Source organism: Citrobacter sp. Marseille-Q5395, from assembly GCF_947057495.1.
Classification (GTDB): domain Bacteria; phylum Pseudomonadota; class Gammaproteobacteria; order Enterobacterales; family Enterobacteriaceae; genus Citrobacter; species Citrobacter murliniae.
On the sequence record NZ_CAMSEL010000005.1, the window covers coordinates 63,494 to 84,890 of the forward strand.

Genomic DNA, 21,397 nt, shown 5'->3' on the forward strand with positions numbered 1-21,397 from the left:
ATATTAAACAGCAGCTTAAGTATACAATGTTTCTCGCAATACATTATTTATTCTGTTGATATGCTCACGTAATACTAATTGTGCGCATCATCACAGAGTCGAAGGTAAAACAATAAGATGAAAACGCCCCTGATAACCCGTGAAGGGTATGAAAAACTCAAACAAGAGCTGAATTATCTCTGGCGTGAAGAGCGCCCGGAAGTCACCAAAAAAGTCACCTGGGCCGCAAGTCTGGGCGACCGCAGCGAAAATGCTGACTACCAGTATAATAAAAAGCGCCTGCGAGAGATTGACAGGCGTGTCCGTTATTTGACGAAGTGCATGGAGAATCTGAAAATAGTCGATTACTCCCCACAGCAGGAGGGCAAAGTATTCTTTGGCGCGTGGGTTGAGATTGAAAATGATGATGGCGATACCCGCAAATTCCGCATTGTCGGATACGATGAAATTTTTGGTCGTAAGGATTACATCTCTATCGACTCACCGATGGCACGAGCACTGCTAAAAAAAGAGGTGGGCGATCTCGCGGTGGTGAACACACCTGCCGGGGAAGCCAGCTGGTACGTTAACGAGATTGAATACGTTAAATAAGCCTGGAACATTCCGAGAGAATCGGGTCTCGGCTGGCATTTTGGCGTGTCAGTCCGTATAACTATCCCCTGATTTTTGATCCTAAAGATGAAACTAAATCCATGATGAATGATTCGTTCTGCCGCATTATCGCGGGTGAAATTCAGGCTCGCGCCGAACAGGTAGAAGCTGCCGTTCGCCTGCTTGACGAAGGGAACACCGTGCCGTTTATCGCACGTTATCGTAAGGAAATCACCGGCGGTCTGGATGACACGCAGTTGCGTAACCTGGAAAGCCGTCTGGGTTATTTACGTGAACTGGAAGACCGCCGTCAGGCCATTCTCAAATCTATCAGCGAGCAAGGCAAACTGACCGACGACCTGGCGAAAGCGATCAACGGCACGTTAAGTAAGACCGAACTCGAAGACCTCTATCTGCCGTACAAACCAAAACGCCGCACCCGCGGACAAATCGCCATTGAAGCCGGACTTGAGCCGTTGGCTGATCTGCTGTGGAACGAACCTTCCCACGATCCAGAAACCACAGCGGCACAATACATCAACGCCGACAATGGCGTAGCGGATACTAAAGCCGCACTCGACGGCGCACGTTACATCCTGATGGAACGTTTTGCTGAAGACGCTGCGCTGCTGGCAAAAGTGCGTGATTACCTGTGGAAGAATGCGCATCTGGTTTCCACCGTAGTGAGCGGTAAAGAAGAGGAAGGCGCAAAATTCCGTGATTACTTCGATCACCATGAACCGATTTCCAGCGTCCCTTCTCACCGCGCACTGGCAATGTTCCGTGGCCGTAACGAAGGCGTGCTACAGCTTTCATTGAATGCCGATCCGCAATTCGATGAGCCGCCAAAAGAGAGTCACGGTGAGCAGATAATTCAGGATCACCTTGGCCTGCGACTGAACAACGCACCAGCAGACAGCTGGCGAAAAGGCGTCGTCAGTTGGACATGGCGCATCAAAGTGCTGATGCATCTTGAGACTGAACTTATGGGGACCGTGCGCGAGCGTGCGGAAGATGAGGCGATTAACGTCTTTGCCCGAAACCTGCACGATCTGTTGATGGCTGCTCCGGCAGGCCTGCGTGCTACGATGGGTCTCGATCCCGGCCTGCGTACCGGCGTTAAGGTTGCGGTTGTCGACGGCACCGGCAAACTGGTTGCTACCGACACCATTTATCCACATACCGGTCAGGCAGCCAAAGCCGCCGTTGCCGTTGCTGCGCTGTGTGAAAAATACAACGTTGAACTGGTAGCGATTGGTAACGGCACCGCGTCCCGCGAAACCGAACGCTTCTTCCTGGATGTGCAAAAACAGTTCCCGAAAGTCACCGCGCAAAAAGTGATCGTCAGCGAAGCCGGGGCATCGGTCTACTCCGCTTCCGAACTGGCCGCACAGGAGTTTCCTGATCTCGACGTCTCACTGCGCGGTGCGGTCTCTATCGCCCGTCGTCTGCAGGATCCACTGGCTGAATTGGTGAAAATTGATCCGAAATCGATCGGTGTCGGTCAGTATCAACACGACGTTAGCCAGACACAGCTTGCCCGTAAGCTGGATGCGGTGGTGGAAGACTGCGTAAACGCCGTCGGCGTAGACCTGAACACCGCCTCCGTCCCGCTGTTAACGCGTGTCGCGGGCCTGACCCGGATGATGGCGCAAAATATTGTTGCCTGGCGTGATGAGAACGGTCAGTTCCAGAATCGTCAGCAGCTACTAAAAGTCAGCCGACTGGGGCCAAAAGCGTTTGAACAGTGTGCGGGCTTTCTGCGCATCAACCACGGCGATAACCCGCTGGATGCCTCGACCGTGCACCCGGAAGCCTATCCGATCGTAGAACGTATTCTGGCTGCGACCGAGCAGTCACTGCGTGACCTGATGGGCAACAGCAATGAACTGCGTAACCTGAAGGCATCTGACTTTACCGACGAACGTTTCGGGGTGCCGACCGTCACCGACATCATCAAAGAGCTGGAAAAACCGGGCCGAGATCCGCGTCCGGAGTTCAAAACCGCACAGTTTGCTGATGGCGTGGAAACCATGAATGACCTGCTGCCAGGAATGATTCTGGAAGGCGCAGTCACCAACGTCACTAACTTCGGTGCATTTGTTGATATTGGCGTTCACCAGGACGGTCTGGTACATATCTCCTCTCTGTCGAATAAGTTCGTCGAAGATCCACACACCGTGGTGAAAGCGGGAGACATTGTGAAGGTGAAAGTGCTGGAAGTGGATCTACCACGCAAGCGTATCGCCCTGACCATGCGTCTGGACGAACAGCCAGGTGAAACCAACGCCCGTCGCGGCGGCGGTAGCAATGATCGCGCTCAGGGCAATCGCCCGGCAGCGGCAGCTAAAGCGGCAAAACCGCGCGGGCGTGATACACAGCCTGCCGGCAACAGCGCCATGATGGATGCACTGGCGGCGGCGATGGGTAAGAAACGCTGACAGAATGCCGGGGGGCACTTGTGCTCCCCCGGCTATATCACTTCGATTAACAATTAAATAATACAAATTGAAGCGGTTATTTAATTAGCCAAGGACTAACCGCACAATTAATTTTCACATCGTTAACAGATGAAACCTTAATTAAACATTAAAAAATCAATAATTGCCGAATTAAATTAACGGTCTCAAACCAGATTAAATGTTGAGGCATATCAAAATTGACTCAAATTATTATCCAATTCTACATTCCGTCACACTTATTCTATTGATGATAAAAACCATTCTCATTATCATTGCATTGTTGATTATTTACTCTTTCCTCCGTTAGCTAATCATCTGGTCTCATGCCGCCCTGCAGCCCCATGAGGTAATCATCCAGTTAGCGAGATATAAGTAGGTCCCTATGCAATTCACTCCAGACACTGCGTGGAAAATTACCGGTTTTTCTCGTGAAATCAGTCCGGCGTACCGTCAGAAGTTATTGTCACTCGGCATGCTACCAGGCTCATCATTCAACGTGGTACGTGTCGCACCTTTGGGTGATCCTATCCACATTGAAACTCGCCGCGTAAGTCTGGTATTGCGTAAAAAAGATCTGGCGTTATTAGAAGTGGAAGCGGTTTCCTGTTAATACAGTGAGTCAATAAAAATGAAAAAACTAACCATTGGTTTAATTGGTAATCCTAATTCCGGCAAGACAACTTTATTCAATCAGCTCACCGGCGCGCGTCAGCGTGTAGGCAACTGGGCTGGAGTCACCGTTGAGCGTAAAGAAGGTCATTTTGCGACGACGGACCATCAGGTCACGCTGGTGGACTTACCAGGTACGTATTCACTGACGACGATCTCATCCCAGACCTCCCTCGATGAGCAAATTGCCTGTCACTATATTTTAAGCGGCGACGCCGACTTGCTTATCAACGTCGTCGATGCCTCAAACCTTGAGCGCAACCTCTACCTGACGCTGCAACTGCTTGAACTGGGTATCCCCTGTATCGTCGCGCTTAACATGCTGGACATTGCTGAGAAGCAGCAAATCCGTATTGATATCGACGCGCTTTCCGCCCGTCTTGGCTGCCCAGTGGTTCCACTGGTTTCTACGCGTGGACGTGGGATTGAAGCGCTGAAGCTGGCTATCGATCGCTATAAAGAGAACGACGCCGTCGAGTTGGTCCATTATGCTCAGCCACTGCTACGTGAAGCAGATTCTCTGGCTGACGCAATGACCGAAGAGATGCCGCTACAACAACGTCGCTGGCTTGGCCTGCAAATGCTGGAAGGCGATATCTACAGCCGCGCCTACGCGGGCGATGCTGCTCAAAATCTGGATGGTGCAATTGCCCGTCTGAGTGAAACGATGGACGATCCCGCGCTGCACATTGCCGATGCGCGATACCAGTGCATTGCCGCGATCTGCGATACCGTCAGCAACACGCTGACCGCCGAGCCAAGCCGCTTCACCACCGCTGTCGATAAAATCGTCCTCAACCGCTTCCTCGGTCTGCCAATATTCCTGTTCGTGATGTACCTGATGTTCCTGCTCGCCATTAACATCGGTGGCGCGCTGCAGCCGTTATTTGACGTCGGTTCAGTGGCACTCTTTATCCATGGTATTCAATGGATTGGTTACACGCTGCACTTCCCGGACTGGCTGACCATCTTCCTGGCGCAGGGTCTTGGCGGCGGGATTAACACCGTTCTGCCACTGGTCCCTCAAATCGGTATGATGTACCTGTTTCTCTCCTTCCTCGAAGACTCCGGCTACATGGCGCGAGCCGCGTTTGTAATGGACCGTCTGATGCAGGCACTGGGGCTACCGGGTAAATCGTTTGTCCCGCTGATTGTTGGTTTCGGCTGTAACGTACCGTCGGTGATGGGCGCACGTACACTGGATGCGCCGCGTGAACGTCTGATGACCATCATGATGGCACCGTTTATGTCCTGCGGAGCACGTCTGGCGATTTTCGCTGTGTTTGCAGCGGCATTCTTTGGTCAGAACGGTGCGCTGGCGGTCTTCTCGCTATATGTGTTAGGTATCGTCATGGCAGTGCTGACTGGCCTGATGCTCAAGCACACCATCATGCGTGGCGAAGCAACGCCGTTCGTGATGGAACTGCCGGTTTATCACGTCCCGCATATTAAAAGCCTGATCATCCAGACCTGGCAGCGCCTGAAAGGCTTCGTTCTCCGTGCCGGTAAAGTCATTATCATTGTCAGTATTTTCCTTAGCGCGTTTAACAGTTTCTCCCTGAGCGGGAAAATCGTCGATAACATCAACGACTCAGCCCTTGCTTCCGTCAGCCGCGTTATTACCCCGGTCTTTAAACCGATTGGCGTACACGAAGATAACTGGCAGGCCACCGTGGGTCTGTTCACCGGTGCGATGGCCAAAGAAGTGGTTGTCGGTACACTGAATACGCTCTATACAGCTGAAAATATTCAGGAAGAAGAGTTCAACCCGGCAGATTTCCACCTCGGTGATGAGTTAGTCGGCGCACTGGATGAAACCTGGCAAAGCCTGAAAGACACCTTCAGCCTGAGCGTCCTGGCTAACCCTATCGAAGCCAGTAAAGGTGACGGTGAGATGGCAACTGGTGCCATGGGCGTGATGGGCGAAAAATTTGGCAGCGCCGCAGCCGCTTACAGCTACCTGATTTTCGTACTGCTGTATGTTCCGTGCATTTCAGTTATGGGGGCTATCGCGCGTGAATCCAGCCGTGGCTGGATGGGCTTCTCCGTTCTGTGGGGCCTGAATATCGCCTACTCACTGTCGACGCTGTTCTATCAGGCAGTCAGCTACAGTCAGCACCCGACCTACAGTCTGGTCTGCATTTTAGCCGTCATCCTGTTTAACATCGTATTGCTGGGTCTGCTACGCCGCGCCCGTAGCCGTGTGGATATTGCGCTGCTGGCAACCAACAAAACGGTAAGCTCGTGCTGTGCCAGCACGACTGGCGATTGCCACTAAGGTTGTGGATCATGGCATCGCTTATACAGGTTCGTGATTTACTGGCTCTGCGGGGACGTATGGAGGCTAAGCAAATTAGCCACACGCTGCATACCCCGCAGCCAATGATTGACGCCATGCTGAATCAGTTAGAGAAAATGGGCAAAGCGAAGCGAATTCAGGAAGATGCCGAGGGGTGTCTTTCCGGAAGCTGCAAAAGCTGCCCGGAAGGCAAAGCCTGCCTGCGCGAATGGTGGGCTTTGCGTTAAACGTAATGCTATTTGCCGGATGACGCTACGTTTGTCCGGCCTACAAACGGCACCTAATATCCATGCTGTCCGGGATTTTGCGAAACGAATTCCATAAGAATGTCACTCTTTCAGCAAAACAGATTTATCCTCCAACCCTCTGCACATCGTTAACATTACGGGGATGCTTCCCTTTTCTACGGCAAGTAGAGTCTCATCATCTTGTTCTTCAGGTGACGGACCGCCATGAATACTGACGCTACAGCTACGCCGCATGACGCAATTTTCAAGACTTTTATGGGCCATCCAGCTACCGCTCGCGACTTTCTTCAACTTCATCTTCCAGACTCTTTACGTATTCTTTGTGACCTAAAGACACTGAAACTGGAACCGGGCAGTTTTATTGAGGACGATTTGCGTGCGCACTATTGCGATGTGTTGTGGTCACTAAAAACTCGTGAAGGCGATGGCTACATCTACACGGTTATTGAACATCAGAGCACCGCGGATGCACATATGGCGTTTCGTCTTATGCGTTATGCTATTGCAGTCATGCAGCGACATCTGGATGCGGGCCACAAAAAGCTGCCACTGGTGATCCCCATGCTTTTTTATCACGGCACCGTCAGCCCATATCCCTACTCCTTGTGCTGGCTGGATAAGTTTGACGATCCGGAGACAGCCAGACAACTTTATGCGAACACTTTTCCATTAATAGATATCACGGTAATGGCTGATGACGAGATCATGCAGCATCGCCGTATAGCACTACTGGAGCTGATTCAAAAACATATCCGGAAACGAGATTTGATGGGATTAGTGGAAAAACTGGTCGTCCTGCTTGTTAAAGGAAACGCTAATGACAACCAGTTGAAAGCCCTGTTTAATTACATGATTCAGGCTGGCGACACAGCGCATTTCAAAGAATTTATGGACGAAGTAACCGGACGCCTACCTCAACACAAGGAGAGACTGATGACTATCGCAGAGAGATTACGCCAGGAAGGGCATATGAATGGGTTACAGGAAGGATTAAAGGAAGGGTTACAGGAGGGCTTACAACAAGGTAAACGAGACGAAGCACGACGCATTGCTGCCACCATGCTAGCCGACGGTATCGACAGACTGACCATTCTCAGAATCACTGGCCTTTCTGCTGAGGAGTTGATGGCAAAAAGGCATTAATGTCGGCCCGGTAAGCATCGCGTCACCGGGCAAGTCAAAGGCGCTATAACCGCTGTTTCAACGCCATCAGCGCGGCACAGAACTCACCAGGATGCGAGATAAACGGCGCATGTGCCGCTTTGGCAAACACCAGAGATTCGCTCTCCGGCCACAGTGCATCCAGCATCGGTACAACTTTGCGCGGTACCAGCCCATCAAGATATCCATACAACCGCAGGAACGGCATGCGCAATGCGCAGAGAGATTCACGCAGATCAACCGTTTTCAGGATCTCCAGCCCACCATTCAGTACTGCCACTTCCGGCATCGGTAATGCCAGCACCGTTTTCTTCAAAGTTCGCGCATCCTGACGTGCGGTTTCCGTTCCCATCGTTTGTAGCGCCAGAAAACGCTCTACCGTACGCTGGAAGTCTTCGCTAAGCTGTTGCTGGAATCCCGCCAGCACGTCCGGCTTAATACCCGGCCACTCATCACGAGCGCTAAAACATGGCGAAGAAGCCACAGTAACCAGCGCCTGAACACGAGCAGGATGGGTCAACGCTACCTGACTTGCTACCAGCCCGCCCAGGCTCCAGCCCAGCCAGATGGCTTTCTCTGGTGCCTGTTGTAAAACACGTTCCGCCATCTCCTCCAGCGGCATCGCGCCGAAACCCTGACTACGGCCAAATCCCGGTAAGTCGACAAGATGTAGCGTGAAATGCGAACTCAGTTCCTCACTTATGCAATGCCATACTTCCGCATTCAATCCCCATCCGTGCAGCAGCACAAGATGGCAATTTCCCGAACCTCGGGTCTGCCACCAGATGTCATTCATCAGTTACTGTTCTCTTTTTTGGAGCCTAGCCCTGTAGGCATACATTGTTAAGGATAAACCTATGCTAACAGTACCGGGATTGTGCTGGCTATGCCGAATGCCACTGACGCTGGGACATTGGGGAATTTGTTCCGTTTGTACACGGGCGACACGCCGTCATATCAATTTGTGCCCCCAGTGCGGGATGCCAGCCGCCCACACCGCCATTCCCTGCGGCCGGTGTCTGCAAAAACCGCCGCCGTGGCAGCGGTTGGTTACGGTCAATGACTATGTTCCGCCGCTGAGTAACCTTATCCACCAACTGAAATTTTCGCGCCGTAGCGAGATTGCCACTGCACTTTCACGCCTGCTGCTACTGGACGTGTTGCAGGCTCGCCGTACCAGCGGGCTTCCTCTGCCGGACAGGATCGTCAGCGTCCCACTCTGGCAACGCCGACACTGGCGAAGAGGGTTTAACCAGAGCGATTTATTGTGCCGTCCTTTGGCGCACTGGCTGGGTTGTGACTGGGACAGTCAGGCAATAACACGGGTTCGGGCGACCGCCACGCAGCATCATCTCAGCGCCCGATTACGCAAACGCAACCTGAAAAATGCTTTTCGCCTTGAATTGCCGGTACAGGGACTCCATATGGTTGTTGTGGATGATGTCGTCACTACCGGAAGTACCGTCGCGGAAATCGCGCAACTACTTTTGCGCAACGGCGCGGCGACTGTCCAGGTATGGTGCCTGTGTCGAACCTTGTAGAGCCTCGATGATGGGCGTATTATAACCAAGTAAAATAGTCAACTATTAGGCCATTACTATGATCCATATTTCCGATGCTGCACAAGCGCACTTTGCCAAACTGCTGGCAAATCAGGAAGAAGGGACACAAATCCGCGTATTTGTGATTAATCCCGGCACGCCTAACGCTGAATGCGGCGTTTCTTATTGTCCACCGGACGCCGTGGAAGCAACCGACACCGCCATCAAATTTTCCCTGCTGACCGCATATGTTGATGAACTGAGTGCACCCTATCTGGAAGATGCTGAAATCGATTTCGTTACCGATCAGTTAGGCTCCCAGCTGACCCTGAAAGCGCCTAATGCGAAAATGCGTAAAGTATCCGATGATGCGCCGCTGATGGAACGCGTTGAATACATGCTGCAGTCGCAGATCAACCCGCAACTGGCTGGCCACGGTGGACGCGTCACTCTGATGGAGATCACCGATGAAGGCTACGCTATTCTGCAGTTTGGTGGCGGCTGTAACGGTTGTTCAATGGTAGATGTCACGCTGAAAGAAGGCATCGAGAAACAGCTGCTGGGGGAATTCCCTGAACTGAAAGGCGTTCGCGATTTGACCGAACACCAGCGCGGCGAGCACTCTTACTACTAAGTCCCCATCTGTATTCGCCCGGTGACGCGCAGCGATCCGGGCCTACGTTCTTCTGCTACCATCTTGCAATTACCCCACCATAATTTGACCTGCCTCTCATAATTTAAATTTTGCTGTCCCAGGTGATTTTCAACCACCATATGTTACCCGTATCATTCTTATGGGCACCTAACTACTCCATAATAGCCAGCTGAACTGATTAGTTTTGAAGGCAATCAGCATTGGTGCTGTAAATACTCTGTTCCCGGTCGGGACAATCAGAATTTGTCATCTAAACACTGACGTTACCCATAACAAAGTAAAGGCCAGGTAAATCATGCCATTAGTCATCGTTGCTATCGGTGTAATCTTGTTACTCCTCCTGATGATCCGTTTCAAAATGAACGGTTTCATCGCTCTCGTCCTGGTGGCGCTTGCTGTCGGATTGATGCAAGGGATGCCACTGGATAAAGTCATCGGTTCTATTAAAGCCGGCGTCGGCGGAACCCTTGGCAGCCTTGCCCTGATTATGGGTTTTGGCGCCATGCTGGGTAAAATGCTGGCAGACTGCGGTGGTGCGCAACGTATTGCGACCACACTGATTGCTAAATTCGGTAAAAAGCACATTCAGTGGGCGGTAGTATTAACCGGCTTCACCGTGGGCTTTGCACTGTTCTACGAAGTTGGCTTCGTACTGATGCTGCCGCTGGTATTCACCATTGCCGCCGCCGCGAATATCCCGCTGCTGTACGTTGGTGTTCCGATGGCCGCTGCGCTGTCTGTAACCCACGGTTTCTTACCACCGCACCCGGGCCCGACCGCTATTGCGACCATTTTCCACGCAGATATGGGCAAAACGCTGCTGTTTGGTACGATTCTGGCTATCCCGACCGTTATTCTCGCCGGTCCGGTTTATGCACGTTTCCTGAAAGGTATTGATAAGCCGATCCCGGAAGGTCTGTACAGCGCCAAAACCTTCACTGAAGAAGAGATGCCTGGCTTTGGCGTCAGCGTTTGGACCTCTCTTGTTCCGGTGGTATTGATGGCGATGCGTGCTATCGCAGAGATGATCCTGCCGAAAGGACATGCCTTCCTGCCAGTTGCGGAATTCCTCGGCGACCCGGTCATGGCTACGCTTATTGCGGTGTTGATTGCGATGTTCACATTTGGTCTGAACCGTGGACGTTCGATGGATCAGATTAACGACACGCTGGTTTCCTCAATCAAAATCATCGCCATGATGCTGCTGATTATCGGTGGTGGCGGTGCCTTCAAACAGGTTCTGGTTGATAGCGGCGTCGACAAATACATCGCCTCGATGATGCATGAAACCAACGTATCTCCGCTGCTGATGGCATGGTCCATTGCCGCCGTACTGCGTATCGCGCTGGGTTCTGCCACCGTTGCGGCAATCACCGCAGGTGGGATTGTGGCACCGCTGATTGCGACCACCGGCGTTAGCCCAGAACTGATGGTTATCGCGGTAGGTTCGGGTTCCGTGATTTTCTCCCACGTGAACGATCCGGGCTTCTGGCTGTTCAAGGAATACTTCAACCTGACCATCGGCGAAACGATCAAGTCATGGTCAATGCTGGAAACCATTATTTCGGTATGCGGCCTGGTAGGGTGCCTGCTGTTAAATATGGCAATCTGATGTAAAAAAGCCGGGTTCGCTAATGCTTACCCGGCCAACATAAATATAAAGAACCCGCCATCTGGCGGGTTCTTTTTTACCTCTTCCTGGCGGCTGCTTTTCGCCGTTTATCTAAATCCTTAATCAGCTTGTTCACCTCATCATCAGCAAACATCTTCTCAAGCGTAGTGGAGAGCTTACGTCGCCAGTTTTTATACTGATAGCTGGTCCCAGGGATGTTGACCGGCTCAGCCATATCAAGCCAGTCTTCCGGCTGCAGCCCCAGCAGGGCGCTGTTACTGTCGGCAATGTAGCGTTGCATCCCACGATTGAGGATCGGCGTCATCGACATCAGCGACGCCTTGTGCCCGGCTCGTTTCGGCAGACAGCCATATTTATGCAGCGCATCCAGCAGGCCCTGCTTCGCCAGCTCCCTGTCCTGATACAAGCCGCGCAGTACGACCTCATCCGGGTACAGCCCCAGCGTTTTACCCAGCGTCAAATCACCGCTGTCCCAATAACCTTTAAGCGTTGGAAGGTCATGCGTCGCCGCGACTGCCATTGATTGTTCCGGGTACGCTTGCGGCGCACGGAAATTCTTCTCATGGTCATTCTCAAAATAGAGCACTTTGTATGAATACACGCCGCTGTCGCGCAGCTTGCTGACAATTTCAACCGGGACAGTACCCAGGTCTTCGCCAATCACCATGCAGTGATGACGTTTACTTTCCAGCGCCAGAATAGAGAGCAGGTCGTCTACCGGATAATGCACATACGCACCGTGATCTGCTGTCTCACCGTAAGGGATCCACCACAAGCGCAGCATCGACATGACATGATCAATGCGCAGCGCACCACAGTTCTGCATATTGGCGCGCAGCAGTTCAATAAATGGCTCGTAAGCGCGCGCCGTGATGATGTGCGGATCCATCGGCGGCAGCCCCCAGTTTTGGCCGAGCGGGCCGAGGATATCCGGCGGTGCGCCAACGGAAGCTTTCAGGCAATACAGCTCACGGTCACACCAGGTTTCCGCTCCGCCTTCTGCGACGCCGACCGCCAGGTCGCGGTACAGACCGATTGGCATATCAAAGCCTTGGCTGGTTTCCCAGCAGGCGGCAAACTGGGTATATGCCAGCCACTGTAACCAGAGGTAGAAATCCACTTCATCACGATACTCTTCGCAGAACTGCTTCACCTGCGGTGAGTCCACCGACTGGAACCCCTCCGGCCATACTGGCCAACCCCAGCGCAATTCATCTTCTTTCACCTGATGCGCATGCAGCGCGTCAAACGCCGCCTGCCAGTACAGGCTATCGCCCTCCTGAGTCACAAAACGACGGAATGCCGCCATCTGTTCATCATCACGGGCAGAGAAACCTTTCCACGCCATGCGCAGCGCCGTCATCTTCAACGCGGTCACGGTGGAGTAATCAACCCACTCAGCATCCCGCGCACGTTGCAGAATTTGCTGAGTAGATGGCATCTGCCACCAGTCCTGCGCCTCTTTACTCAGACGGAAATCGTCTACCGCATTCACATCAATATAAATAACGTTCAGCCAGCGGCGTGAAGACGGGCTGTACGGGCTGGCACTCTCCGGATTTGCCGGATACAGCGCATGAATCGGGTTCAGACCGATAAACGCCCCGCCACGTTTTGCTACGTCTGCCAGCATGGCGCGGAGATCACCAAAGTCGCCAATCCCCCAGTTGTTCTCTGAACGCAGAGTGTAAAGTTGCACGCATGCGCCCCACAGCTTTTTCCCGGCCAGCAAAGCCGGCGGCTCATAGCAGCGTTTAGGGGCGACGATAATACGACAATGGGTACGCAATTCTCCCTGTGTCAGGGTGAGCGCGTGATACCCCTCCGGCAACTTCGCCGGAAGGTGAAAAGATTTACCGCCGAAGACATGACCTTTGTGCTGCACGCCATCTTCGGTGGTGAGCAGCCAGCTAAACTCACCGTTACCCTCCACCGCCAGCGGCATTTTTTTCCCCACTGTATAAACCATGACGTTTGGCACCGGTGTTACCGCCACTTTCGTGGCGGAGGTAGTGCGATGCATGGCATCAAGCAAACGCCGCTTGGTTTCGGCGCCAATAGACTGCGGTTTACCGTGGGCATTGATGTAATTGGGGCTGATCCCCGCCGCCAGTGCGGCATTATCCAGACGTTTGCTTTCCATCGCGATTCCTTAGCGTTTCGCCTGCCAGATACGAGCCTGATAATCGCGGATGGAGCGATCCGAACTGAACATACCGCAGCGAGCAGTATTCAGAATGGCAGCCCGGGTCCAGGCATCCTGGTCACGGTACAATACGTCGACCTGCTTCTGCGCCTCAACGTAAGCTGTGAAATCTGCCATTACCAGATACGGATCGCCGCCCTGCTTACCGATACTGTGCAGCATCTGGTCGAAGGCATGCTTATCGCCATCGCTGTATTTGCCGCTTTCCAGCTCTTTGAGTACCGCATCCAACACTTTGTCTTTCTTGCGCCATTTCACCGGATCATAGCCTTTCGCTTTAAGCCGCTGAACCTCCTCCACGGTGTGACCAAAGATAAAGATGTTCTCGTCTCCCACTTTCTCTGCGATTTCGACGTTCGCACCGTCCAGCGTACCGACCGTTAACGCCCCGTTCAGCGCCAGTTTCATGTTACCGGTGCCGGAAGCCTCTTTCCCAGCAGTCGAGATCTGCTCTGAGATATCCGCCGCCGGAATCAACATTTCCGCCGCCGAGACACAATAATCAGGCAGGAACACAACTTTCAGCTTGTCACCGACTTTCGGGTCGTTATTGATGGTTTCTGCCACCTTGTTAATGGCGAAGATAATATTTTTTGCCAGGTAGTAACCTGGTGCCGCTTTCGCGCCAAACAGGAATACGCGCGGTACGCGATCCGCCTGTGGGTTTTCACGGATTTCTTTGTACAACGCCAGAATATGCAGCAGGTTCAGGTGCTGACGTTTGTACTCATGCAGGCGTTTGATCTGAATATCAAATATCGCGTTGGTCGTAATCTCAATACCGGTACGCGCTTTGATAAACTTCACCAGCCGCTCTTTGTTCGCCAGCTTGATATCGCGATACTGCTGACGGAACGTCGCATCGTCAGCGTATTTTTCCAGATTGATCAACTGATCGAGATCGTTCGCCCACTCTTTCTTCAGCGATTTATCCAGTAAGGCAGCAAGCGCCGGGTTGCACTGTTTGATCCAGCGACGCGGCGTAATCCCGTTGGTGACGTTATGGAATTTATTCGGCCACAGCTGGTGGTATTCCGGGAACAGGTCTTTCACGACCAGGGAGGAGTGCAGCGCTGCCACACCATTGACCGCAAAGCCGCTGACCACGCACATGTTCGCCATGCGCACCTGTTTATTGTGAACTACCGCCAGCTTCGCCCAGACGGCGGCATCGCCCGGCCAGGTTTTATCGACCAGCTTCTTAAATCTGTCGTTTATCTCTTTGATAATCTGCATATGACGCGGCAGCAGTGCTTTCACCAGCTTCTCATCCCAGCACTCCAGCGCCTCCGGCATCAACGTGTGGTTGGTGTAGGCAAAGGTCTTACTGGTAATCGCCCATGCGTCGTCCCAGCTCATCTGGTGCTCATCAATCAGCACGCGCAACAGTTCTGGAATGGCGATGGTCGGGTGGGTATCGTTCAGTTGAATGACTTCATAATCAGCCAGTTCATGCAATTTACGTCCCGCCAGATGATGACGGCGCAGAATATCGGCAACGGAGCAGGCACACTGGAAATATTGCTGCATCAGGCGCAGTTTTTTACCTGCCGTATGGTTGTCGTTCGGGTACAGCACTTTAGTCAGTTTTTCGGCGTCAATACCCTGCTGCTCTGCGCGCAGGAAATCGCCGTCGTTAAATTTAGTCAGGTTAAACGGATGTGCATGGCTGGCCTGCCACAGACGTAGCGGTTGCGCCACGCCGTTACGGTAGCCCAGTACCGGCAGATCCCAGGCCTGTCCGGTGATGGTAAACCCAGGCTCCCAGAGCCCCTCTTTGCTAACTTTACCGCCAATACCGACCTGTACATCCAGCGCCTCATTATGGCGGAACCACGGATAGCTTGCGCGATGCCAGTCATCCGGGGCTTCCATCTGCTGACCGTCGGCAAAAGATTGACGGAACAGACCGTACTGGTAGTTCAGGCCATAGCCCGTAGCGGACTGGCCAACTGTCGCCATCGAATCGAGGAAACATGCCGCCAGACGCCCCAGGCCGCCGTTACCCAACGCCGGATCGATTTCTTCTTCCAGCAGGTCGGTCAGATTGATGTCATGCGCTTTCAGCTCATCGCTCACGCCCTGATACCAGCCCAGGTTAAGCAAGTTATTGCCCGTCAGACGACCAATCAAAAACTCCATTGAAATGTAGTTAACATGACGCTGATTTTTTGCCGGTTTCGCCGCAGGCTGGGCGCTGAGCAACTCAGCTAAAGCTCCGCTCACCGCCTGCCACCACTGGCGTGACGTCATTTCTGAAGCCGACAATAAACCGAAGCGCTGCCACTGACGCGTCAGTGCAGCCTGAAAGTGATCTTTGTTGAAGGTAGGCTGTGACATAGAGATTCCAGATCCTTAGGTAATAAACAACGTTATCGCTAGTTTGCCAGGCTCGTTGTTGACCTTCCTCATCCTGGCGAGGATTAGGCAGGGAGGAGGAGTGGGGATGAGCATAAAAATGTGATCGCGGCCACTTAAAGGGGATGTGATGGCTCGTACCGATACAGAATACCCGTACATCATCCCCGAAATGCACCACACATTTCGCATTAGCCTGTTGGGCCAGGCTCTTAACCAGACAATACCAAACAGGGAGATGATGTTGAGAAAAAATATGTAAACAGAGAAATAATTTCCAGTCTGAAATACATATAATAATTAAGATATTTCACGCGAAAGTTATATGCCGATCGCAAAATTTGCCGATTTCATTAAACACCCCGGTAGGCGCACGCATAGTAAGGTATTTTTCAATACGGTAAAAATAACGTTGGATCCAGTCGCCACGCCTGTTGCGGCTCTTTGAGATAATTATTGCAATAGATGTATAAAATTGTGACATAGTGCAAAATCAGACACACAAAAAGTCCACTTAGCTTGCATAAAATGACTTTCTGGCCGACCTTATAACCATTAATTACGAAGCGCAAAAAAAATCATTTTTCCCCATTTTCACACAGTGAAGTGACTAACTTATGTTGATTCCGTCTAAATTAAGTCGTCCGGTTCGACTCGACCATACGGTGGTTCGTGAGCGCCTGCTGGCTAAACTTTCCGGCGCGAACAATTTCAGGCTCGCTCTGATAACAAGTCCTGCTGGCTACGGAAAAACGACGCTTATTTCGCAGTGGGCTGCGGGGAAAAATGAATTAGGCTGGTACTCTCTTGATGAAGGTGATAATCAGCAGGAGCGATTTGCCAGCTATTTGATTGCCGCTATCCAGCAGGCAACTGGTGGGCACTGTACGACCAGCGAAACGATGGTGCAAAAACGCCAGTACGCCAGCCTGACTTCTCTCTTTGCTCAGCTATTTATTGAGCTGGCAGAGTGGCATCGTCCGCTTTATCTGGTCGTAGATGATTATCATCTGATCTCGAATCCGGCTATCCACGAAGCGATGCGCTTTTTCCTGCGCCACCAGCCTGAGAATCTCACGCTGGTCGTACTGTCACGTAACTTACCGCAACTGGGTATCGCTAACCTGCGTGTGCGCGATCAACTGCTGGAGATAGGCAGCCAACAATTAGCCTTTAACCATCAGGAAGCCAAACAATTCTTTGACCGTCGTCTTTCATCCCCCATTGAGGCGGCTGAAAGCAGCCGCATGTGTGATGACGTCGCTGGCTGGGCAACCGCGTTACAACTGATAGCCCTTTCCGCTCGCCAGAATAACAATTCTGCGCACCAATCAGCGCGCCGTCTGGCGGGTATCAACGCCAGTCATTTGTCCGACTATCTGGTCGATGAAGTTCTGGATAGCGTTGATCAGGGTACTCGTCACTTCCTGCTGAAAAGCGCCATCCTGCGTTCAATGAACGACACGTTGATTACCCGGGTAACCGGTGAAGAAAACGGCCAAATGCGGCTGGAAGAAATTGAGCGTCAGGGTTTATTCCTGCAACGGATGGATGACGTTGGCGAATGGTTTAGCTATCACCCTCTGTTTGGCAACTTTTTACGCCAGCGCTGCCAGTGGGAACTGGCGACCGAGCTTCCCGAAATACACCGTGCCGCCGCAGAAAGCTGGATGGCACAAGGTTTCCCCAGCGAAGCGATTCATCATGCACTGGCCGCGGGCGATGCCCATATGCTGCGCGATATCCTGCTCAATCATGCATGGGGGCTGTTTAACCACAGCGAGCTGGCGTTACTGGAAGAGTCACTGAAAGCCCTGCCGTGGGAAAGTCTGCTGGAAAACCCACGTCTGGTGCTGTTGCAGGCCTGGCTGATGCAGAGTCAGCATCGCTACAGTGAGGTTAACACCCTGCTGGCGCGTGCCGAGCAGGAAATGAAAGGCGATATGGAAACAACCCTGCATGCGGAATTTAATGCTCTGCGTGCACAGGTGGCGATTAACGACGGTAATCCTGACGAAGCAGAACGTCTGGCAAAACTGGCGCTGGATGAATTACCTATCGCCTGGTTCTATAGCCGCATTGTCGCCATGTCGGTACACGGTGAAGTCCTGCACTGCAAAGGCGATCTCACTCGTTCGTTGTCGTTGATGCAACAAACAGAGCAAATGGCACGTCATCATGACGTCTGGCATTACGCGCTCTGGAGCCTGATCCAGCAAAGTGAAATTTTATTCGCTCAGGGCTTTTTGCAGGCCGCCTGGGAGACTCAGGAAAAAGCGTTCCAGTTGATTAAAGAGCAGCATCTGGAGCAACTGCCGATGCACGAGTTTCTGGTTCGTATCCGGGCACAGTTACTATGGGCCTGGGCACGTCTGGATGAATCCGAAGCCTCTGCCCGCAGCGGTATTGAACTCCTTTCTACTTTTCAACCCCAGCAGCAGCTTCAATGCCTGGCTCTGCTGGTTCAGTGCTCACTGGCGCGGGGTGACCTGGACAACGCTCGCAGTCTGCTTAATCGCCTGGAAAACCTGCTGGGTAACGGACGTTATCACAGCGACTGGATTTCCAATGCCGATAAGGTCCGGGTAATTTACTGGCAAATGACCGGGGACAAAAACTCGGCTGCCAACTGGCTGCGCCACACGCCAAAACCGGAATTCGCCAACAACCATTTCCTGCAAAGTCAGTGGCGTAACATCGCCCGTGCGCAGATCCTGTTGGGTGAATTCGAGCCGGCAGAGATTGTGCTGGAAGAATTAAACGAAAATGCGCGCAACCTGCGCCTGATGAGCGATCTGAACCGCAACCTGCTGCTGCTCAATCAGCTTTACTGGCAGGCAGGACGCAAAAATGATGCCCAACGCGTATTGCTTGATGCGCTGCAACTGGCTAACCGTACCGGGTTTATCAGCCACTTTGTCATCGAAGGTGAGGCCATGGCGCAGCAGTTGCGTCAGTTGATTCAGCTTAATACGCTGCCGGAACTCGATCAGCATCGTGCCCAGCGTATTTTGCGTGAGATTAACCAACACCATCGCCACAAATTCGCCCACTTTGATGAAGGATTCGTTGAACGTCTGCTGACTCACCCGGAAGTGCCGGAACTGATCCGTACCAGCCCACTAACCCAGCGTGAGTGGCAGGTTTTAGGCCTGATTTATTCCGGTTACAGCAACGAACAAATCGCCGGAGAACTGGCGGTAGCGGCGACAACCATCAAAACGCATATTCGCAACTTGTACCAAAAACTTGGCGTGGCACACCGCCAGGATGCGGTGCAGCATGCGCAGAAACTGCTGAAGATGATGGGGTACGGCGTTTAATTTTGCCCGGTGGCATTGAAGCTTACCGGGCCCACAGATGACCTAGCACAGCTCTAACTGAATGTGATTATCCGCAATCACCTGCATCACGCCCGCTGGCGGCAAGATATCGGTATAGACGGCATCCACCATGCTGATACTCCCCATATTCACCATCGCGTTACGTCCAAACTTCGAGTGATCCACCACCAACATCACATGACGTGAATTTTCAATAATGGCACGTTTGGTGCGAACTTCGTGATAATCAAACTCCAGCAATGAACCATCGCTGTCGATGCCGCTAATACCCAAAATACCGAAGTCCAGACGGAACTGTGAAATAAAGTCGAGGGTCGCTTCACCCATAATGCCGCCATCACGGCTGCGCAGTTCGCCACCGGCCAGAATGATACGGAAATCCTCTTTCGCCATCAGCGTGTTTGCCACATTGAGGTTGTTGGTCACAATGCGTAAGTTGCTGTGATTCAGCAATGCGTGAGCCACCGCTTCCGGCGTGGTACCGATGTCTATAAACAGCGTGGAGCCGTTAGGGATCTGCGTGGCAACTTTACGAGCAATACGCTCTTTTTCCGCCGTCTGCGTCGCCTTACGGTCATGCCACGGGGTATTCACTGAGCTGGATGGTAATGCCGCGCCACCGTGGTGGCGCAAAATCATATTCTGATCGGCCAGATCGTTAAGATCCCGGCGAATCGTTTGTGGGCTGACGGAGAAATGCTCCACCAGTTCCTCGGTGCTGACGTATCCCTGTTTTTTTACCAGTTCAATGATCGCGTCATGTCGTTGTGTTTGTTTCATTATAAGTCCCTGGAATTAACAAAGATCTTGTGCCGGATGGCAGCTGCGGCCTTATCCGGCCTGCAATTCGCATTACCATCCCGCTCAATCTCATTCACGTTCGTTTTCGTACATGAATAGTATCTGCAAATGCCATTGCCAGACCGACGGCCAGCCCGGCAATATGTGCTCCGTTCGCCATAGACATGCCGAACAGATCAAACCAGCCGGCAACAATCCAGATCAAGGCAAAGATAATCAAACCGCGTTGCAGGAAAATACCGCTTTGCGGATCGCGCTCGCCGCGCAACCACACGTACCCCATCAACGCATAAACCACGCCAGACAATCCACCAAACCACGGGCCACTAAATTTTTGTTGAACATAGCCGCTCAGCAGCGCGCTGATAACGGTAATGACAATGAGTTTGCCGCTGCCCAGACGTTTTTCTACCGCCCCGCCGAGATACCACCACCACAGCAGGTTAAAAAGAATGTGCATCAGCGAAAAGTGCATAAAAGCGTGGGTGAAATAACGCCAGAACTCAAACTTCAGCGTCGGGTCAAACGGCCACGCCAGCCATAGCATGACCGTCTGGTCGCCCACGACGTTCATCGCGATATACACCAACACGCACGCCGCCATCACAGCCCAGGTCACCGGACCAGCCCGTTCGCGCAGCGTGGCAAGAAACGGAAAACGTTGATAGCGCAGCCCACTGTCTGTCTGGCCAGACTGCCAGCTGGCAGCCAAATAACGCGGGTCCCCTGGATTTTCCAGAAAACGCGCCAGTTCAGCCCGCACGCGCTCAGCCTGGGACTCATCCGCCAGCCAGACATCGGTTTGCTGATGTTGTTGAATTGTCAGAATAACGCCCTGTGTCGCCATATAATCAACAAATGCCTGCGCCACGCGGGGGTTAGCAAAAGAGGTAATCATCAACATTGTTGCTGTCGCTTATTCCACACAAAAGGGGACAGTATATATACCCTGCTCATTTCAGGCTGCATCTTTGTTAGCTTACGAACCAAAAGCCACTTCTGCAGGAAAATGTCGATGCCACGCATCAAAGCCGCCGTCAACGCTGTATACCGCGTCATATCCCTGTTGAAGCAGATATTGCGCCGCGCCCTTACTGCTGTTGCCGTGGTAACACATCACCATCACTGCGGTATCGAAATCATGGTCGCGCATAAATGAACCCAGCGTATCGTTAGTCAAATGAAACGCCTGTGGCGCATGACCCATTGCATAACTTTGCGGATCGCGGATATCCACCAGCACCGCCATTCCATGCAGCAACTTTTGATGGGCTTCTTCGACATTAATACATTCAAACTGATCCATGGTGTTCTCTTTTTCTTTCTCTGCAGGTGTTCAATATTACCGTCCAGTGTACGTTGCCTGCACAGGTAAACGCCATAATGTTATATGTATCACTGTAAATTGTTTATCCGATGTTACCAATGG

16 protein-coding genes are annotated in these 21,397 nt (G+C 52.3%); 10 read left to right on the forward strand and 6 right to left on the reverse strand.

The features are described 5' to 3' along the window. The first annotated feature begins 117 nt into the window (after positions 1 to 117). The 6 genes from greB (at position 118) to OH663_RS06590 (ending at position 7,412) form a co-directional block, all read left to right on the forward strand. Positions 118 to 591, forward strand: a complete 474-nt coding sequence (gene greB / locus OH663_RS06565) for a transcription elongation factor GreB (protein WP_045448445.1) — start codon at positions 118 to 120, stop codon at positions 589 to 591. Between the two features lie 101 nt (positions 592 to 692). Next, on the forward strand, positions 693 to 3,032 hold the full coding sequence (locus OH663_RS06570; RefSeq protein ID WP_200013168.1) for a Tex family protein: 2,340 nt from the start codon (positions 693 to 695) through the stop codon (positions 3,030 to 3,032). A 403-nt stretch (positions 3,033 to 3,435) separates the two neighbouring features. Beyond that, entirely contained in the window at positions 3,436 to 3,663 is a 228-nt protein-coding gene (feoA, locus tag OH663_RS06575) for a ferrous iron transporter A (protein WP_045448450.1), read from the forward strand. 18 nt (positions 3,664 to 3,681) lie between these two features. Beyond that, positions 3,682 to 6,000 carry a Fe(2+) transporter permease subunit FeoB gene (feoB, locus tag OH663_RS06580; protein ID WP_045448452.1) on the forward strand — a complete coding sequence of 773 codons (2,319 nt, stop codon included), beginning with the start codon at positions 3,682 to 3,684 and terminating at the stop codon, positions 5,998 to 6,000. 11 nt (positions 6,001 to 6,011) lie between these two features. Beyond that, on the forward strand, positions 6,012 to 6,248 hold the full coding sequence (gene feoC / locus OH663_RS06585; protein WP_045448454.1) for a [Fe-S]-dependent transcriptional repressor FeoC: 237 nt from the start codon (positions 6,012 to 6,014) through the stop codon (positions 6,246 to 6,248). A 225-nt stretch (positions 6,249 to 6,473) separates the two neighbouring features. Beyond that, positions 6,474 to 7,412, forward strand: coding sequence for an Rpn family recombination-promoting nuclease/putative transposase (locus tag OH663_RS06590; RefSeq protein ID WP_200013167.1), 939 nt, complete (start codon positions 6,474 to 6,476; stop codon positions 7,410 to 7,412). A 43-nt stretch (positions 7,413 to 7,455) separates the two neighbouring features. Here the strand turns inward: OH663_RS06590 and bioH are convergent, their stop codons facing one another. Continuing rightward, a complete protein-coding gene (gene bioH, locus OH663_RS06595) occupies positions 7,456 to 8,226 on the reverse strand; it encodes a pimeloyl-ACP methyl ester esterase BioH (protein ID WP_048222907.1) in 771 nt (256 codons plus the stop codon). Positions 8,227 to 8,287: 61 nt separating this feature from the next. On the opposite strand from bioH, the gene gntX reads away from it, so the two are divergent. From gntX to gntT, 3 genes are all read left to right on the forward strand, one after another. Continuing rightward, a complete protein-coding gene (gene gntX / locus OH663_RS06600) occupies positions 8,288 to 8,971 on the forward strand; it encodes a DNA utilization protein GntX (protein ID WP_200013166.1) in 684 nt (227 codons plus the stop codon). A gap of 58 nt (positions 8,972 to 9,029) precedes the next feature. Beyond that, positions 9,030 to 9,605, forward strand: a complete 576-nt coding sequence (gene nfuA, locus OH663_RS06605) for a Fe-S biogenesis protein NfuA (RefSeq protein ID WP_045448462.1) — start codon at positions 9,030 to 9,032, stop codon at positions 9,603 to 9,605. 316 nt (positions 9,606 to 9,921) lie between these two features. Further along, a complete protein-coding gene (gene gntT / locus OH663_RS06610; RefSeq protein ID WP_045448464.1) occupies positions 9,922 to 11,238 on the forward strand; it encodes a gluconate transporter in 1,317 nt (438 codons plus the stop codon). A gap of 76 nt (positions 11,239 to 11,314) precedes the next feature. On the opposite strand, the gene malQ is transcribed toward gntT, so the two are convergent. After that, complete coding sequence (malQ, locus tag OH663_RS06615; RefSeq protein WP_045448466.1) at positions 11,315 to 13,402, reverse strand: 4-alpha-glucanotransferase; 2,088 nt, start codon at positions 13,400 to 13,402, stop codon at positions 11,315 to 11,317. Positions 13,403 to 13,411: 9 nt separating this feature from the next. Beyond that, positions 13,412 to 15,805 (reverse strand): maltodextrin phosphorylase, encoded by a 2,394-nt coding sequence (gene malP, locus OH663_RS06620; protein WP_200013165.1) that lies wholly within the window; start codon positions 15,803 to 15,805, stop codon positions 13,412 to 13,414. 635 nt (positions 15,806 to 16,440) lie between these two features. Here malP and malT point away from each other — a divergent pair. Continuing rightward, positions 16,441 to 19,146, forward strand: a complete 2,706-nt coding sequence (malT, locus tag OH663_RS06625) for an HTH-type transcriptional regulator MalT (protein WP_045448470.1) — start codon at positions 16,441 to 16,443, stop codon at positions 19,144 to 19,146. A 42-nt stretch (positions 19,147 to 19,188) separates the two neighbouring features. Here the strand turns inward: malT and OH663_RS06630 are convergent, their stop codons facing one another. The 3 genes from OH663_RS06630 to glpE all read right to left on the reverse strand — a co-directional run bounded on the left by OH663_RS06630 (position 19,189) and on the right by glpE (position 21,274). Next, the gene (locus OH663_RS06630; RefSeq protein WP_045448472.1) at positions 19,189 to 19,947 is read right to left on the reverse strand and encodes a DeoR/GlpR family transcriptional regulator; all 759 of its coding nucleotides are present in this window, start codon (positions 19,945 to 19,947) and stop codon (positions 19,189 to 19,191) included. Between the two features lie 94 nt (positions 19,948 to 20,041). Next, the gene (gene glpG / locus OH663_RS06635) at positions 20,042 to 20,872 is read right to left on the reverse strand and encodes a rhomboid family intramembrane serine protease GlpG (RefSeq protein WP_045448474.1); all 831 of its coding nucleotides are present in this window, start codon (positions 20,870 to 20,872) and stop codon (positions 20,042 to 20,044) included. Positions 20,873 to 20,947: 75 nt separating this feature from the next. Further along, positions 20,948 to 21,274: a thiosulfate sulfurtransferase GlpE gene (glpE, locus tag OH663_RS06640; protein WP_045448476.1), complete on the reverse strand. Its 327-nt coding sequence runs from the start codon at positions 21,272 to 21,274 to the stop codon at positions 20,948 to 20,950. Between the last annotated feature and the right edge of the window lie 123 nt (positions 21,275 to 21,397).